General features: G+C 46.2%; 13 protein-coding genes. 10 read left to right on the top strand and 3 right to left on the bottom strand.

Annotated features, from left to right (window positions below; all coding sequences use genetic code 11):
• Positions 1-29 precede the first annotated feature (29 nt).
• The 5 genes from EL341_RS15780 to EL341_RS15760 all read left to right on the top strand — a co-directional run bounded on the left by EL341_RS15780 (position 30) and on the right by EL341_RS15760 (position 4,675).
• Positions 30-953, top strand: coding sequence for a LysR family transcriptional regulator (locus tag EL341_RS15780; RefSeq protein ID WP_074824379.1), 924 nt, complete (start codon positions 30-32; stop codon positions 951-953).
• A gap of 22 nt (positions 954-975) precedes the next feature.
• Entirely contained in the window at positions 976-1,890 is a 915-nt protein-coding gene (gene rnz / locus EL341_RS15775) for a ribonuclease Z (RefSeq protein WP_114987151.1), read from the top strand.
• Between the two features lie 358 nt (positions 1,891-2,248).
• Positions 2,249-2,743 (top strand): GNAT family N-acetyltransferase, encoded by a 495-nt coding sequence (locus EL341_RS15770; protein ID WP_047782186.1) that lies wholly within the window; start codon positions 2,249-2,251, stop codon positions 2,741-2,743.
• Positions 2,744-3,084: 341 nt separating this feature from the next.
• Entirely contained in the window at positions 3,085-3,876 is a 792-nt protein-coding gene (gene kdgR, locus EL341_RS15765; RefSeq protein WP_047782185.1) for a DNA-binding transcriptional regulator KdgR, read from the top strand.
• Positions 3,877-4,075: 199 nt separating this feature from the next.
• Positions 4,076-4,675: a nucleotidyltransferase family protein gene (locus EL341_RS15760; protein ID WP_047782184.1), complete on the top strand. Its 600-nt coding sequence runs from the start codon at positions 4,076-4,078 to the stop codon at positions 4,673-4,675.
• Positions 4,676-4,729: 54 nt separating this feature from the next.
• Here EL341_RS15760 and EL341_RS15755 read toward each other — a convergent pair whose 3' ends face one another.
• Genes EL341_RS15755 through dsrO form a run of 3 tightly spaced genes read right to left on the bottom strand, consistent with a single transcriptional unit; the run spans position 4,730 to position 9,658 of the window.
• On the bottom strand, positions 4,730-7,816 hold the full coding sequence (locus EL341_RS15755; protein ID WP_126468148.1) for a tetrathionate reductase subunit A: 3,087 nt from the start codon (positions 7,814-7,816) through the stop codon (positions 4,730-4,732).
• Positions 7,809-8,903, bottom strand: a complete 1,095-nt coding sequence (nrfD, locus tag EL341_RS15750; protein ID WP_126468147.1) for an NrfD/PsrC family molybdoenzyme membrane anchor subunit — start codon at positions 8,901-8,903, stop codon at positions 7,809-7,811. The genes EL341_RS15755 and nrfD overlap by 8 nt, the downstream gene beginning before the upstream one ends.
• Positions 8,900-9,658: a sulfate reduction electron transfer complex DsrMKJOP subunit DsrO gene (gene dsrO, locus EL341_RS15745; RefSeq protein WP_047782181.1), complete on the bottom strand. Its 759-nt coding sequence runs from the start codon at positions 9,656-9,658 to the stop codon at positions 8,900-8,902. Before dsrO ends, nrfD begins: the two co-directional genes overlap by 4 nt.
• A gap of 182 nt (positions 9,659-9,840) precedes the next feature.
• Between dsrO and EL341_RS15740 the strand changes: the two genes are divergently transcribed.
• From EL341_RS15740 to EL341_RS15720, 5 genes are all read left to right on the top strand, one after another.
• Complete coding sequence (locus EL341_RS15740) at positions 9,841-11,658, top strand: sensor histidine kinase (protein ID WP_126468146.1); 1,818 nt, start codon at positions 9,841-9,843, stop codon at positions 11,656-11,658.
• Positions 11,659-11,665: 7 nt separating this feature from the next.
• Positions 11,666-12,271 carry a response regulator transcription factor gene (locus EL341_RS15735; protein ID WP_126468145.1) on the top strand — a complete coding sequence of 202 codons (606 nt, stop codon included), beginning with the start codon at positions 11,666-11,668 and terminating at the stop codon, positions 12,269-12,271.
• A gap of 117 nt (positions 12,272-12,388) precedes the next feature.
• Positions 12,389-13,348: a D-2-hydroxyacid dehydrogenase family protein gene (locus EL341_RS15730; RefSeq protein WP_074824354.1), complete on the top strand. Its 960-nt coding sequence runs from the start codon at positions 12,389-12,391 to the stop codon at positions 13,346-13,348.
• Positions 13,349-13,620: 272 nt separating this feature from the next.
• Positions 13,621-13,944, top strand: a complete 324-nt coding sequence (locus EL341_RS15725; protein WP_083399705.1) for a FaeA/PapI family transcriptional regulator — start codon at positions 13,621-13,623, stop codon at positions 13,942-13,944.
• Between the two features lie 215 nt (positions 13,945-14,159).
• Complete coding sequence (locus EL341_RS15720; RefSeq protein ID WP_074824348.1) at positions 14,160-15,176, top strand: ParB/Srx family N-terminal domain-containing protein; 1,017 nt, start codon at positions 14,160-14,162, stop codon at positions 15,174-15,176.
• Positions 15,177-15,221: the final 45 nt, after the last annotated feature.

Raw genomic sequence — 15,221 nt, 5'->3', positions numbered from 1 at the left:
ACTAATCGTTCTATTAATGGAACAATGATATGTACGATCTGAATGACCTCTATTTTTATGTTCAAGTGGTGAAATATGGTGGTTTTGCTCCAGCGGGCCGCGCATTAAAGATGCCTAAATCCAAGCTGAGTCGTCATATTGCTCAGTTGGAAGAACGTATCGGTGTACGACTGATTAATCGGTCTACTCGACGGTTTGTGGTGACAGAGGTAGGGCAGATTTATTATCAACATTGTGAGGCGATGTTGATGCAGGCTGATGCTGCGCAGGATGCTATCGATATTACACGTACCGAACCACAGGGTTCGATCCGTCTTAGCTGTGCCACCGGAATGTTGAATTTTCAGGTGGCTAAATTGCTACCGGGATATATGAAGAAGTATCCGAAGGTGAAAATTCATTTAGAAAGCACCGATCGGGCGGTAGATGTGCTAAAAGAAGGTTTCGATATGGCCATTCGGGTGCGTTTTCCTCCGCTGGAAGACAGCGATCTGGTGATGAAAGTATTGGCATCCAGTCCACAGCAGCTGGTTGCCAGCCCGGAGTTGGCCACCCGCTATGGTGGTTGTATTTTGCCGGGGGATTTAAGCCAGATACCCACCCTCGATTGGGGATGGAGTCGACAGGATCATATTTGGCATCTTGAAGGGCCTGATGGCGCGACCGCTGCCATTCACCATAGTCCATGTCTGGTGACTGATGATATGGTCACTTTACGTGAAGCGGCGTTGGCAGGTATTGGGGTAGTTCAATTGCCCTTACTGGTTGTTCATCATGACCTGATGGCGGGTACATTAGTACCGGTTGTTGAAAACTGGCGGCCCAAGTCTGCGGTGGTGCATGTGGTTTTCCCGTCAAGACGGGGTTTATTACCGTCAGTAAGAAGCTTTTTAGATTATCTGTCAGACTGCTTTGGCGAACTGGATTTTATTGGCAATATTGCTGATGAATAAACACATAGAGAAGTGATGCATTATGGAACTGATTTTTTTAGGTACTGGGGCGGGTACGCCAACGAAAGAACGTAATGTCACCAGCATTGCCGTCAATTTATTAGCAGAACGTAATAGTTTCTGGCTATTTGACTGTGGTGAGGGAACCCAGCACCAAATTTTGCATACTTCAATTCGGCTTGGACGTCTGGAAAAGATTTTTATCACTCATTTACACGGCGACCATATTTTTGGCTTGCCGGGATTACTCAGTAGCCGTTCCATGTCCGGCAGTCAGGAACCGCTAACCGTATACGGCCCACAAGGTATTAAAGAATTCATTGATACCACGCTACGGCTCAGTGGCTCATATTTGACCTACCCATTAACGGTTGAGGAAATTCAACCGGGAGAGGTGTTTAAAGATCAACAAATTAGCGTTCAGGCGTTACCACTGACTCATGGCGTAGAGAGTTTTGGTTATCGTATCCAGGAAGCGGATAAACCCGGAACATTGGATGCGGCTAAACTGATTGCTGCCGGCATACCACCTGGCCCACTATTTCAGCGTCTCAAGCAGGGAGAAAGCGTTGAGTTAGAGAATGGTCAGATTATGCATGGTAAAGAGTATCTTGGCCCACCTCAGCAGGGAAAATCACTGGCAATTTTTGGTGATACCGCGCCAACGGAGTACGGCATTGCTTTAGCTCAGGGCGTGGATATTATGGTGCATGAAGCAACGCTGGAAGGGGCAATGGCGGAATTGGCGAATAGCCGAGGGCACTCTACCACCTGTCAGACGGCTGAATTAGCGAAAGCCGCCCACGCTAAAAAGCTGATTATCACACATTTCAGTGCTCGTTATGATCAGAATGAAAGCCACCGTCTGTTGGCGGAATGCCAGCAAATTTTTCCGGCGACGGAGTTGGCCTACGATTTGGCGGTTTTTAACGTGTGATTGGTTATCATCCATCATATTTTAATGCTAAGTCGATAAGGCTTTTCCTTTATTTTCCTGTACTAAAGTTCATTATTAAATAAATAATATCTTAGATTTGTCTTTGTCTAGTTGCTATCTTTCATCTTTTTAAAAATGATATTTAGAGGGAGATCAAGCCGTGTTTATTTTTATTTATAATTGGTAGTTATCTGTATTTAATGAATTATTTGTAATGACTTGTATATACATGATGTGGTTAAAATTGTGTGCTTGCGCAATTTTATGGAAAATAATGAATTAGACTGTCAGTTTACAGGTGAAAATATTTTTTTAATCGGTAAGATTCCTCCACTTCGAATATTAGTCAGAGAGAGTCATGTATAGGAAGCTTATTGTTTCATTAGCTGAATATCCTCAGTATTTTGATGATGTTATGGGCTGGTGCTATCGGGAGTTTTGGCAGGGCCCGAAAACGGATGATTTTGAACTCAATGAGTTTTTGAAAGGGCATTTGGATAAAAATAAGATCCCTTGTTCACTGGTTGCTTTGTGTGATGGAAGGCCGGTGGGTTCTGTGCATTTGGTTGAAAAAGGCTACGATACGAATCCGTTTTCTCCTTGTTTGACCGGCTTATATGTATTACCCGGTTTTAGAAATCTGGGTTTTGGTACTATGCTGATTGAAAATGCGCTGGAGAGAGCCAGGGCGAGCGGCTTTCCTAGCGTTTATTTGGCGGCGGATGAAAATATTAATTATTATACTTCCAGAGGATGGACCGTCATTGCCCCAAGTGATAGCCCCGATCATTATATTCTTGCCAAAAGAAAGCGTATTCCTTTCTTTCCTATAGGAGCAAACACGCTTCATTAACAGGACATATTCGTGCGTTAAGTTTTACGTTTCCTGAGGGAAGTATGACAATCCCAGTATATGACGATCTGTTTGATAAATAGCAAGCAGGCTCGGCTTGTTGTGGGCTAAAAAATAATGACGCAAAAGCGTTTTTTATTAAATTTAAAAACAATATATTTCAATTAATTAATCAATATAATAAAAGTGAATTTGAGCAATTAACTTATTAATATTGTGCAAATGGCCATACGTTAAGTGAACCAGCATCACTGATTGTCATTAACTCCTCTTTAACCTTATAATAAAAACACTGTTCCAATTTTTCTGAAACGAATAATTAAAGATAAGGTGGCTGCCGAATGGCTGTGGACGATCTAGATAAACAACCCGATTCGGTTTCATCAGTACTTAAAGTTTTTGGTATTTTAAATGCGTTGGGTGAAGAGCGTGAAATGGGCATTTCTGAGCTTGCCCAACAGATCATGATGTCTAAAAGTACGGTGTATCGCTTTCTGCAAACGATGAAGTCATTGGGTTATGTTACGCAAGAAGAAGAAACTGATAAATACTCTCTTACGCTAAAGCTATTTGAACTGGGCGCCAAATCGTTACAGAACGTTGATTTGATTCGCTATGCTAACATCCAGATGCGTGAAATCTCGAAACATACCCGAGAAGCGATTCATCTAGGTGCTTTGGATGACGATGCTATCATCTATATCCATAAGATAGACTCCATGTATAACCTGCGTATGTACTCGCGGATTGGGCGTCGTAATCCGATTCATAGTACCGCCATTGGTAAGGTATTGATGGCGTGGAGCGATCCACAGGAAGTACAGGAAACGCTGGGCAAAATAACTTTTACCCGCAGTACGAATAATACGATTCAAAGTATTGAAGAATTTATGCCGGTATTAGCGGCTACCCGAGCACAAGGATATGCGGAAGATATTGAAGAACAGGAAGAGGGACTTCGCTGTATTGCTGTTCCGGTATTTGACCGTTTTGGTATTGTGCTTGTTGGATTAAGTATTTCTCTGCCAACGATTCGTTTTTCTGAAGAGAATAAGCCGCAAATTATTAACATGTTGCATGAGGCTGCCCGCAATATTTCGGCTCAGTTAGGCTATCACGATTATCCATTTTGATTGCTTCAGGGAGGCTTAGGCCTCCTTACTCTGTTACTTTTGCTATTTTCCTTGTTGTTATATCCCTCCTTACAATAAACGCTGTGTTGATTATGTTGAATTACCTGAGAATAACTATACTTTAGAGTAATAGCCCGACAGCTGAATGAATTGAATAAAATCAGAATGATGTGCGCTGGGATAAAAAGGAACTCAGGTTATGACAATAGGTGCTGTTATTGTTGCTGCTGGTTTAGGAACGCGTTTTCGCCACATGGCTGATAGTGAGAGTGAAGCCAATAAACTTATGGCGATTTGTTCCGGTATCAGCGGCAGTCCACTGTCCGTATTTACCCATACTTTGCAAAATACGCTACAAACAATGCGTCATGTGGTCGTGGTGACGCGCCCTGAATATCGGGCAATACAGCAAATTACTGAATCGTCCGGTTGCCAGTGTATTTGTATCGATAGTCAGGGTATTGGCGATTCTATTGCCGCCGGGGTGAAAGCAACAAAGCAGTGGCGTGGCTGGTTAATTACGCTGGCGGATATGCCTTTTATTCGCCCTGAAACATATACGCAGGTGATACAGGCGCTAAAGTCCAATAGGGCGGTGAGGCCAGTCTATCAAGACCAGCCGGGACACCCCGTGGGGTTTGGTGCTGAGTTCAGAGATTCATTAATGGCGTTGAATGGTGACCAGGGCGCTAAAAACCTGTTTGCTCAGGCTCCCCCTTATTTGGTACCGGTGAACGATCCCGGTATTCTGTTTGACATTGATACGCCACAGGCGCTGTTACGGCAACCTGTGCCGTAACTTCCTATATTCTTTTTAACCGATATAGGCTTTCGCCTGAGGCAGTATGCCCAGTTAGCCAATTTTTGCGGGTAATGCTTGCCTTGCCGCAGAACCGACCACCCAATCGAGCAAGATACCTTTTCCTTCACGGCTGGCATCGATCAGACCGAGATCGTTGAGATTCACTCCCTGAATTGGTTGAATGCTGGCCGTTTGTGGTTTTTCATCAATGATATGGGCATGGGCACCAAGCTCTCGATGTCCAAACCCATGTTCAACAGCCAGCGTTCCCTGTCTGACTCCTTCTACCACAATAGCCGTTGCCTGTATGGTGTTGTTGGGGGTAGTGATAGTGAAATCATCCCCGGTAGTTATTGCGTGCCGCTGTGCATCAATGGGATGGATATAGACCGGGTTAAGCCCTTTGATTGAGTTTAGCCGGGGCGAAAGATGGGAGATGCCACTGTGAATATTAGACTTGAAGCTGGTGAGCATAAACGGCCACTCGGTTTCCGGATAGCTTTGGTGCAACGGCGTACCATCCGCTAACTGCTGCGGATACCAAGTCGGACAACCGGTGTAGCGTTTGCCAGACATGCTGTTTCTACTGGTAGCTAGCGTTTCATTCCAGATAGCCAATGGCTTTTTCCAGCGATGCTTCATCCGATCGCCCTGATAGCTTTCTGTTGCATCTTCAAACCGTCCGCCCCGAGCTAATACATAAGCCACTTTACGCAGTTCATCTGGCGCTAATATCCTCTGCATCTCTGGCAATAGCCGCTCCAGCCCAGAGAGTTGGATATCTTCAGCGCTGGCATCGGGTACACCACCGTCAATAAATGCCAGATTAGCTGCCGCTCTCAGATAGTAATCCTCGGCGCTGTTAATGGCGTGCCAGTTTCCTTGAGTATCTTGAATGGCTTTTTCACCAAACCCTTTTAGGTTCAGGCGTTTGGCAATATCGATAATCAGGTTTTCCATATTGATGGAACGGCCATCTGCGGTTTTGGCATTAAGGCTGTTAACAATCGGCCAACGAGCAGTGGTGGCCTTGGTAGGAACGCCGTGCCAAGGTGCCGCCATGCCCCAGCTTTCATAGGTTACGCTGTCTGGTACGATATAGTCAGACAGTGCACCGGTTTCACTGATAAAAGGATCGATGGTAATAATCAGCGGTAGCTGCTTAGGATCCTTCAGCTTTTCACCAATTAAGGTATTCAGACCGGGAATGGCATACAGTGGATTGGACATATGGTTGATCCAAGCCTTCAGTCGATATGGATATCCATCGATTGCTGCACTGAGCTGCTCGGTCATTAACGGCTGAGAGAACGGATACCAAGGCGCTCTACTAGGATAAGGCGATTGTCCAGCGGCGATTTTACGTTGGTATTCGCTGGTGTTTTCATACTTAAATTTGTTACGTGAAATAAATACGCCTTTCGGTGCCAATTTTCCCGGGAACTGAGCAAAATTATATTTAGGGCCCTTGCCATCGGTGGGATAACGGCCGGCTTTCGCCATCACACCACCTTTCATATTCAGGTTACCGATTAATGCGTTTAGCATCAGTATCGCGTAGGCGGTATAAAACCCGTTGCTGTGCATGGTTCCACCATGGGTATCGACCGCCGCCTGTGTGCCATAGCTGGTAAAACAGTTGGCCAACTCCACAATTTTTTCTTCAGGAACCTCACATTCACGGCTGTAAGTGGCCAAGTCATATTTCAAGGCTTCTTCTTTAAGCAATTGAAGAGATGACTTTACTCTAACGGTGCCAGAAGTGGTGCCCAGTTGGGTATCGACGAACAGAGAAGCGGGTGCTGGTTGTGTGTTGAGCCCCGGCTGATGGCTTTGCTCATCAAGGATGACATAGCTATCGCCATCAGAAAATGCTTCTCCGCTATAAGGGAGGTTTATCTGTGAGGCGCGCAGGAAAGCACCACATCTTGGGTGCTGCTCATCGCAGATAACCAAGTGGGTGGCGTTACTCCAGTGCGCCGTTCCCGCCGCCGCCATTGCCACTTCACCGGGTTGGGATAAGAAGGTTTTGTTGAAGCGCTCATTTTCAATAATCCAGCGGATCATCCCCATCACCAGCGCTGCATCGGTTCCCGGTTTGATGGGTAACCAACGATTGTTGTCGCCGGCAGACAGGCTGGAGGAGGCCGGCAACGCAGGGGATACCACCACATATTCAAAGTCTGGGCGAGTTCTGGCGCTGGCCAATTGACGCGCCTGACGTTTGAATGGATTACCTGCCTGTGCAGGGGACATACCGATAAACAGGGCAAATTGAACGTTTTCAATATCGGGTTTTACGTGGGCATACTTGTCCAGATCGTTCATCAGTGCGCCGGAACCTGCCCGAAAAGAGAAGCCGCAGTAAGCCCCATGATTACTAAAGTTACGTGTGCCAAAGCTATTGAAGGTGAACCGTTTAATAATATCGTCACGACCTTCATCGCTGGCATTGGTGACCAGTAACTGGTTTGCTTTCGGACCATATTCCGGATTTTGGCTATCCAGCGGCGTTTCAACATCACGAATGGCGCGTAACCCATCAACATGGCCCTCACCAAACAGATCGCCACCCTCAATAATCTCCTGTAGCAGTTGTTCATAGCTAATGGTTTGCCACTGGCCTTCGCCACGTTTGCCTACTCGTTTTAGTGGCTGAGTAATTCGGTATGGGCTGTTGCGCAGTTCCAACATACTGTTACCGCGTGCGCAGGCGGTAGAGCGCCCGTCAGTCGCGCCATGGTCACCGGTCAAAGACAAATAGGCCTGTTGCAGCGGCATGGTGAATGGGATCTGATGTTCTTGAGAGAGCGGATGATAGGGATTACCGGAAATACGCAATATGCTATCCGTTTGATTATCAATCCTGACTCGAACGCCGCAAAGCGTCCAGCATCCCAGACACATGGATGGGCTGACTCGTTGATTTGGATTACTGATTAATTTTCCCTGAGGATTTATCTGATATTCAGGTTCCAGTGAGTTACCAAAGTGGGCATGCTTCGGTTTTTCCCCGGATGAGCCGGTAACCGCGCCTTCCACTAAATGTTTGGTTGTTGAGCCATAGCCGGCGACAAATGCAGCGGTTCCGCCAACAGCCAAACCGGCTTTAAGTAAGTGACGACGATGTTTATTCATGATATTCACCTTGAACTGTCGGAGCTAATGGGGAAAGGGCGGCGTTGTCTGCTTGATTAATGATGCTGGTGGTCACTACCGCCAGAGCCAGCCATAAACCCGCCATACCAATAATGCCTAATACGCCGGAACTCCCCCAGGCAAGGGCATTTGGGTACATGCCTGCGTCATAGCGCGGAATAGTTTGTACATCCAAAATGGTCAGCCAGCGCAGGTACCAGCAGGTTGCGATAGAAAGCAAACTCAGCAAGATGATTGACTTTCTGCCGGTAGGAAAGCGCCAACCGACTAACAGACTGGCAACCAATAACAGCATCATTAAACCTGTGCGCCAGCGCCAAATGCTATAGTCCAACAGTTCCAGCCCATTGCCATTAACCAGCCACAGGGGAAACAGGACGCAAGACAGTAAAGCACTGAGTAATACGGTACGGCGAATAAACTGTAGATCCTGACGGAGAATCGGTTTGAGCGTTGCCAGCATCAGCAGAGATAGACCTCCGGTGGCGAGAAAGGCCGTAACAAACCAGAGAATGGGGGATGTTAGTTGGTTCCACAGCGGGCGGCTGCGAAGGACTGCAATTTCAGAACCGGTATACAGGGCGATACTCAGTCCGGAGATAACTGTCAGTAGCGTAATGACTTTCATGGTTGAGAGAGAGGTTTGCCATTTCCCCATAGCCAGACGGCTGCATAACCGTATTACCGGGGATGCATGTCGGCTCAGCGCTTGTATTTCTGGGCGAAGATATAGCCAGGCAGTGATAGTGGATAATATTGAAAATAGGGGTAATAGAACGGCTCCCCGTGACATCCATGAACTGGGTGTTAAGTGAGCGAAAAAGTGCCAGGCTCTTCCGGGCTGATGGAGTTCGGCAGTTAGCGCCAGCGGACCTACCAGCGCGGAAATTGCCAGTACCAGCGCTAAAACTGAGCGTAAGGTATGAGAAGTAGAGCGATGACAAAACAGCGCCAGAGCAAACAGAATGGCTGCGGCGTAAGCAGAACCGATATAGAAAAAATATTGTACTGCCCACGGTAGCCATGCGACTTCCTGAGCAGGCACTAACACTTCAGTGATAGTCATTGTATTTCTCCTTTCAGTGAATGAATGGCAGCTTTCCCCTGAATATGGGAAGTAAACTCATCGCTCATACCGATATAGAAAACGTGCGGTGCCGTTTTTTGCTCTGGCTTCAATACTTTGATATCACTGGCGTTGTCTTTCAGTATTTTGTTAATTTCGCTGTTGGGATTGTTTAAATCACCAATGACTCTGGCTCCACCAACGCAAGTTTCTACGCAGGCCGGGAGTAATCCAACTTCCAGACGATGGGCACAGAAGGTACATTTGTCGGCCGTTAGCGTTTCTTGATTGATAAATCTGGCGTCATAAGGACAGGCCTGAACACAGTAAGCGCAACCAACACAGCGTTGGTTATCTACCATAACGATACCGTCTTCACGTTGATAAGTTGCCTGTACCGGGCAGACCGGAATACAGGGAGCATCGGCACAGTGGTTACACAGGCGAGGAAGCATAAAAGCTTTCACCTGAGTTGGTGTTGTTTGATCCAAGGTGACTTGATACTGTTTCACCGTAGTACGAAATTGACCCAACGGCGCCTGATTTTCAATGGCGCAGCCAACGGTACAGGCTTGGCAACCAACGCACTTGCGTAAATCAATGACCATGGCGAAACGTTTTCCGCTGATACCTTTTCTGGCATTATCTGACGATGGGGAAAGTGCCGCTGCGCCAGCGGAAGTCACTGGTATTAAAGCGGCTCCGGCGGTAATTAATCCGAGGCCGGATAACAGCTTGCGTTTATTTTTATCCATAGTGATATCCCGTTAATGGCTCGTGAGAGGTTGGAATGGCACCATTGTCAGCAGCAGGATGATAAGTGGCTATTGTGGTTTCCCACATGTCTCAGGCTTTGTTGATCTAAAACAAAAGAAGTGACCAGACTTTTTCTCTCAGTCAGATTAAAACCGGTTAATCTGTCAGTTAAAAGTGTGTGATGAAGGCAAGTCTACGGCAGAAAATTAGGGTAGATATGGTTAGCTATATAAAAACAATCAGCATTGTGATGGTGATGTTTTGTTGTTCAGCATTGGCTCAGGTGCCGACGACGACTGAGGTTGAGACGATTAATGTTGGTGTCTTGGCGACGCGCGGAGACCGCGCGGCAATTGAACGCTGGCAGCCACTGATGGACTGGTTAACGGCGCGTATTCCTAACGCGCATTTTCAACTTCACCCCTATACGCTGGAGCAAATGGCTGCGGTAGTAAAATCTCAGGATATTGATTTTATTATTACCAATCCTGGGCAGTCAGTTCAGTTAGGACGTCAGTACCCACTTTCATGGTTAGCGACGTTGCGTAGCCGATATCAGGAAGGAACATCACAAGCCATCGGTTCTGCTTTTGTCGTTCGCGCAGATTCGCCCTACCAGCATTTAAGCGATATGAAAGGTAAATCAGTCGCGGCAGTATCTAAAATAGCATTTGGCGGATATTTGACCTTAAAGCGGGAAATGCAGCAGGCAGGGCACGATCCCGAGCGATTCTTTTCAACCATTGATTTTACCGGTTTTCCGTTAGATGCCATTGTTTACAAACTGCGTGATGGCGATGTAGAAGGGGCTGTGCTGCCCATTTGCCAACTGGAAGATATGGTGCGTGAAGGGTTGATTGCCGGAAAAAATTATCGCGTGTTGGATAATCAGGCACCTGATGGCTTTCCTTGTCAGGCATCGACGCGTTTGTACCCGAACTGGTCATTTGCGAAAACCGGTAAGACATCGGAGGCATTGGCAAAGCAAATTTCTCGAGCCTTGCTGGCACTGCCTGAAGATCATCCCGCAGCGATTGCCGCCGATTCCCTTGGCTGGACCACGCCAATTAGCCAATTAACGGTGGATAAACTGTATCAGGATCTGGACATACATCCGCTGCAAAACCCGTGGTGGAAGGAAGCACTGGTTTGGTTAAAAGCCAATCAACAGTGGGGTTGGCTGCTGATTATTTTGATTGTGGTACTGAACGGCTATCATTTTCTGCTGGAGTATCGGTTTAACAAAAACCAGAAACGCTTATTGAGAGTCCAGAATGAGTTGAATGAAAAAATTGCAATGTTGGAACATGCTCAGCGGGTAGCCATTGTCGGGGAACTTGGGGCAAGCATTGCCCATGAAATCAGCCAGCCTTTAGCGGCGATTCAGAACTACAGTCAGGGTGGTTTGATACGGGTAAATAAAGGCAAGCCGGTAACCGAACTCCAGCCGGTACTGGAACATATTCAGCATCAGGTGATGCGTGCCAGCGATATTGTTCAACGTCTCAGGGGATTAATTAATAAGCGAGCCAGTGAAAAAAAATGGAGTGATGTTGCCGATATTATTGATGATACTTTGCTACTGCTGCGATATGAGCTGGAAAAAAGCGCGATTAGCGTAACCGTTAGTCATGAAGGCGAAGGCCGGCCGGTATGGATTGACCCGGTGGGCTTCCAGCAATTGATTTTAAACATCATAAAAAATGCGATTGATGCTTGTAATCAGGCATGTTCACCATCAGCGACGATTGCTATTGAACTGGTTTTTACTCCTCAACAGCTGGTTGTTCGGGTCACTGATAGTGGAGAGGGCTTCGCTGTTGAACCTGCGCTTTTGCAGAGTGCGTTTTATTCGACTAAGGCTGAAGGGCTCGGACTGGGTTTAGCGATTTGCCGGGATGTGGTGAAAAGCCATCACGGCCATATGGAAATGTGTAATGTAGCGCCCCACGGCTGTCGAGTTGAAGTCACTTTTCCATTTATTGATAACGAACAGTAACGGACACATGATGACGAATATTCATATTGTTGATGATGATGAGTCGGTACGGAACTCTCTAAAGTTTATGCTGGAAGGATATGATTTTCAGACTGAGGTTTATGCCAGTGGGGAGGATTTCCTGCAAAAAGTAGATGTTGAGCAACCCGGCTGCGTCATTCTGGACAGCAGTATGCCAGGCCTGAGTGGTCAACAGGTGCAACGAATTCTGAATGAACAATCCAGCCCGCTTAGCGTGATCTACTTGACCGGTCAGGGGGATGTACCGATGGCCGTGGATGCCTTTAAAAAAGGAGCGGTAGATTTTTTTCAGAAGCCGGTCGATGGGGATGCGTTGGCAATTGCTTTGCAGGACGCCTTACAGATTTCAGTAACGAGAAAAAATACCTTGGTTTATCAGCGATTGTATCAACGTCTGACTGACCGGGAAAAAGAGCTGTTTTCTCTGATTACTCAGGGATATAAGAACCAACAGTTATCCGATAAGTTAAGTATTTCACTGCGAACGGTAGAAGTTCATCGGGCTAACTTAATGAAAAAACTGAATGTTAAAACGGTTGCTGAGCTGGCTTCCGTGTATGGCACGTTAAAAGATAGGCCGTTATCTGAATAAAAAGTTATCTTTTCTGTGACAGAATTCAGACGCTAAGCCACGTTTTTCTGTTGATTCTGCGGTACATTTTTGGCGCCTAACTGACATCGTGATGAACTGATAAACAGGACTCAACCTATGAAATTGAAATGCGCAATTCTTGATGATTTTCAGAATGTAGCCTTATCGATGGCTAATTGGTCAACGTTAGGCGATCGGGTCGAGGTGTTTTCCCTGTCTCAGCATTTCACTGATGAAAATGCGTTGGTTAAAGCGATTGAGCACTGCGATATTATTGTCATTATGCGTGAGCGTACCCCTTTCACCGCTGGGCTGCTGGCCAGATTGCCTAATCTAAAGTTATTAATTACTTCCGGAATGCGTAATGCTTCTATTGATGTGAAAACGGCAACGGCGCGAGGTATCACGGTGTGTGGCACCGCCAGCAGTTCTGAGCCACCCATGGAACTGACATGGGCACTTATTCTGGGATTGGCTCGCCATATTGTGCCAGAGAATCATGCGTTTCGGCATAATGGTCCGTGGCAAAGCACCGTTGGTGTAACGTTAAACGGTAAGCGTCTTGGTCTACTTGGCTTGGGGAAAATAGGCAGCCGAATTGCTCAGGTGGCTAAAGCCTTCGGGATGGAAGTCTCTGCCTGGAGCCACAATCTGACTCAGGAACGGGCGAGTGAAGTTGGCGTTATGTTAGCCCCATCCAAAGAGGCCTTGTTGGCACATAGCGATTTTGTGTCGATTCATTTAGTGCTGGGTGAACGTACTCGTGGTCTGATTGGCGAAGCTGAATTTGCGTTGATGAAGCCAAGTGCATTTTTAATTAATACTTCCCGGGCGGCCATTGTCGATCGGGATGCGCTGATTAATGCCCTGCATAATCAGCAAATTGGTGGTGCGGGTATCGACGTTTTTGATATTGAGCCATTACCGGAAGATGATATTTTTCGGAATCTACCCAATGTGTTGGCGACTCCGCATTTAGGCTATGTTGCAGACAGTAATTATCAGTGCTATTTCCAGCAGGCAGTAGAGAATATTCAGGCTTTTCTGGCTGGTACTCCGGTGCGCCAATTAGGCTAATTGATTGAGTAAAATAGAGTAGTGCCGCAGAGGTATAAGGCACGATGTGATAAAGGCCTCTTCTTTGGAAGCAATGTTAAAGTTAGTGTTGTTGGATTTCTCCACCATACTTTGAAAAAGGATGCAACGCATTAGGGTGTTGGACGGTTTTTTTCCGATATTTAATTGGGGTCACAAAAGGAAAAAGAGTGGTTACTCACTGATAGATAAAAGTTTTACGACTAGTGTATACTCCCAGCGATATGATTTTATACTGGGAATGTAGAGGGTAAATGATGACCAATAATAGTGAATCCACTCAGAAAATGACTAAGGGCGCAGCGATTACTCAAGAAGTTTTAGAAGCTTTGGCCGAACAGTGCACAACTAAATATGCAGCCGTTAAGCATGAAGTGACTATCGGCGATGATATTAGTGATGACGTATTACGTAAAATCGCCCCAACGACCAATGATATCGCTGAAACATGTGTGATAAACGTTTATCAGGCTCGCTACTATTTATTGAAGTTGATGGAAGAGGGTTTAGTGATGAAAACTGGGGTGAAAAAAGGTTATCCGTTACACTGGTGGTTAATCGGCGCTGATAAAGCGTAGTTCAAAATGCCTTTTCTCAGGACGATATATCAGGGATAACTAGCGGTATTACGGATATTCTGCTCGCTACAGCTTTGCTCTGCCGTTGTACGTTTTCTTGGTTTGATTTCTTTTTATCCCTCTATGCTCTTCATTCGAGAAATCGATTATCAGGGTCTATAGTTTATTCATATCCATTAACGTTTAAATTTACCAAGTAAGCAGGGATGGAGTGCATGCGTTCCCAACAATTTTATCCGCTTTACTTATATCCTATGGTATTTGCCGTCATCGTTGTTTCGGGGCTGGGGCTGTATTCCGGTTCTGTTTTGGGAGCACAAGTATTGGATAACCGATTATTGGCTAAAGCGGGTGATATTATTCAGGTGCAACTCCGTGAATTACACCCTACCCAGAGTGCGGTGGGTAAATTGCAAATTGCGGGTGATTTGGCTGACTATGCTCAGGATAGAACCTCATTATTTAAAGATTTATGCAAAGTTCAGGGCGCCGGTAAACTGCTGAGCAGTAGTGAACGCTCTACACCACACGATCCTTCTTCCTACCGTTGTTCTTTATTGCCGGGCAGTGATAAATCGGCGATGAATACCATTGATATTGGCTCCGGGGGGGAATTCTATCTGACGGATGGACATCATGCCTTTAACAGTTTTTGGGATGCCGTTGGCGGTGGCGGCGAGGTGACATTAGCCGTATTGGTAGGAGAAAATTTAACTCACGATGCCGAGGGGAATCCACTAAGTCACCAGCAATTTGAGCAAAAAATGGCGCAGTTAAAGCATTTTTTGCCGATTGATGCAGCAGGAAAACCGATTACGTTTGCCCAATTGCCTCAAACGTTGGGTATGGCGGCTTTTCAGGACGATCCTTATCGTTCCATGCTGTATTACCTGCGCGGTGTTTCTTACGATAAGTCGGACAAGAATCTCAATCCAAATACCGGTCAGCCCTACTCGGATGTACCTTTTCTTGAGTTCTATTGGGGGCAGCTGTTGAATGAAAAAATGGATCTTAGCCGTTATGATTTGGGTCAGCAGGATGATTATATCAGGGCGCTTAATGATGCGGCTTTGGTTATGGTTGGACTATCCGATAGCCAACTTATTGGCAGCTCAGGGAAAACCGCAGCAGAGCTTGGGAAGTTAAATAAAATTCATCAGAAAAAGCTGAAAAAATTGGCGCAGCACGACTCTAAATTAGCCAAAGCGCTAGCCTATCAGGCCACACATTGAGCCGAGACATCATTCTGAGAATTGGCCTGATGATAGACTAATTTT

Source organism: Pragia fontium (assembly GCF_900638655.1).
GTDB lineage: Bacteria > Pseudomonadota > Gammaproteobacteria > Enterobacterales > Enterobacteriaceae > Pragia > Pragia fontium.
The sequence above is the reverse complement of the archived record's forward strand: the minus strand, read 5'-3'. Positions and strand labels throughout refer to the sequence as shown.

Bases quoted from the DNA above. Each gene is read 5' to 3' on its own strand.
- EL341_RS15720 (WP_074824348.1), top strand. From the start codon at position 14,160: ATGCGTTCCCAACAATTTTATCCGCTTTACTTATATCCTATGGTATTT.
- EL341_RS15760 (WP_047782184.1), top strand. From the start codon at position 4,076: ATGACAATAGGTGCTGTTATTGTTGCTGCTGGTTTAGGAACGCGTTTT.
- EL341_RS15755 (WP_126468148.1), bottom strand. From the start codon at position 7,816: ATGAATAAACATCGTCGTCACTTACTTAAAGCCGGTTTGGCTGTTGGC.
- nrfD (WP_126468147.1), bottom strand. From the start codon at position 8,903: ATGACTATCACTGAAGTGTTAGTGCCTGCTCAGGAAGTCGCATGGCTA.
- EL341_RS15735 (WP_126468145.1), top strand. From the start codon at position 11,666: ATGATGACGAATATTCATATTGTTGATGATGATGAGTCGGTACGGAAC.
- EL341_RS15740 (WP_126468146.1), top strand. From the start codon at position 9,841: ATGAAGGCAAGTCTACGGCAGAAAATTAGGGTAGATATGGTTAGCTAT.
- EL341_RS15725 (WP_083399705.1), top strand. From the start codon at position 13,621: ATGATGACCAATAATAGTGAATCCACTCAGAAAATGACTAAGGGCGCA.
- dsrO (WP_047782181.1), bottom strand. From the start codon at position 9,658: ATGGATAAAAATAAACGCAAGCTGTTATCCGGCCTCGGATTAATTACC.
- rnz (WP_114987151.1), top strand. From the start codon at position 976: ATGGAACTGATTTTTTTAGGTACTGGGGCGGGTACGCCAACGAAAGAA.
- kdgR (WP_047782185.1), top strand. From the start codon at position 3,085: ATGGCTGTGGACGATCTAGATAAACAACCCGATTCGGTTTCATCAGTA.
- EL341_RS15780 (WP_074824379.1), top strand. From the start codon at position 30: ATGTACGATCTGAATGACCTCTATTTTTATGTTCAAGTGGTGAAATAT.
- EL341_RS15730 (WP_074824354.1), top strand. From the start codon at position 12,389: ATGAAATTGAAATGCGCAATTCTTGATGATTTTCAGAATGTAGCCTTA.
- EL341_RS15770 (WP_047782186.1), top strand. From the start codon at position 2,249: ATGTATAGGAAGCTTATTGTTTCATTAGCTGAATATCCTCAGTATTTT.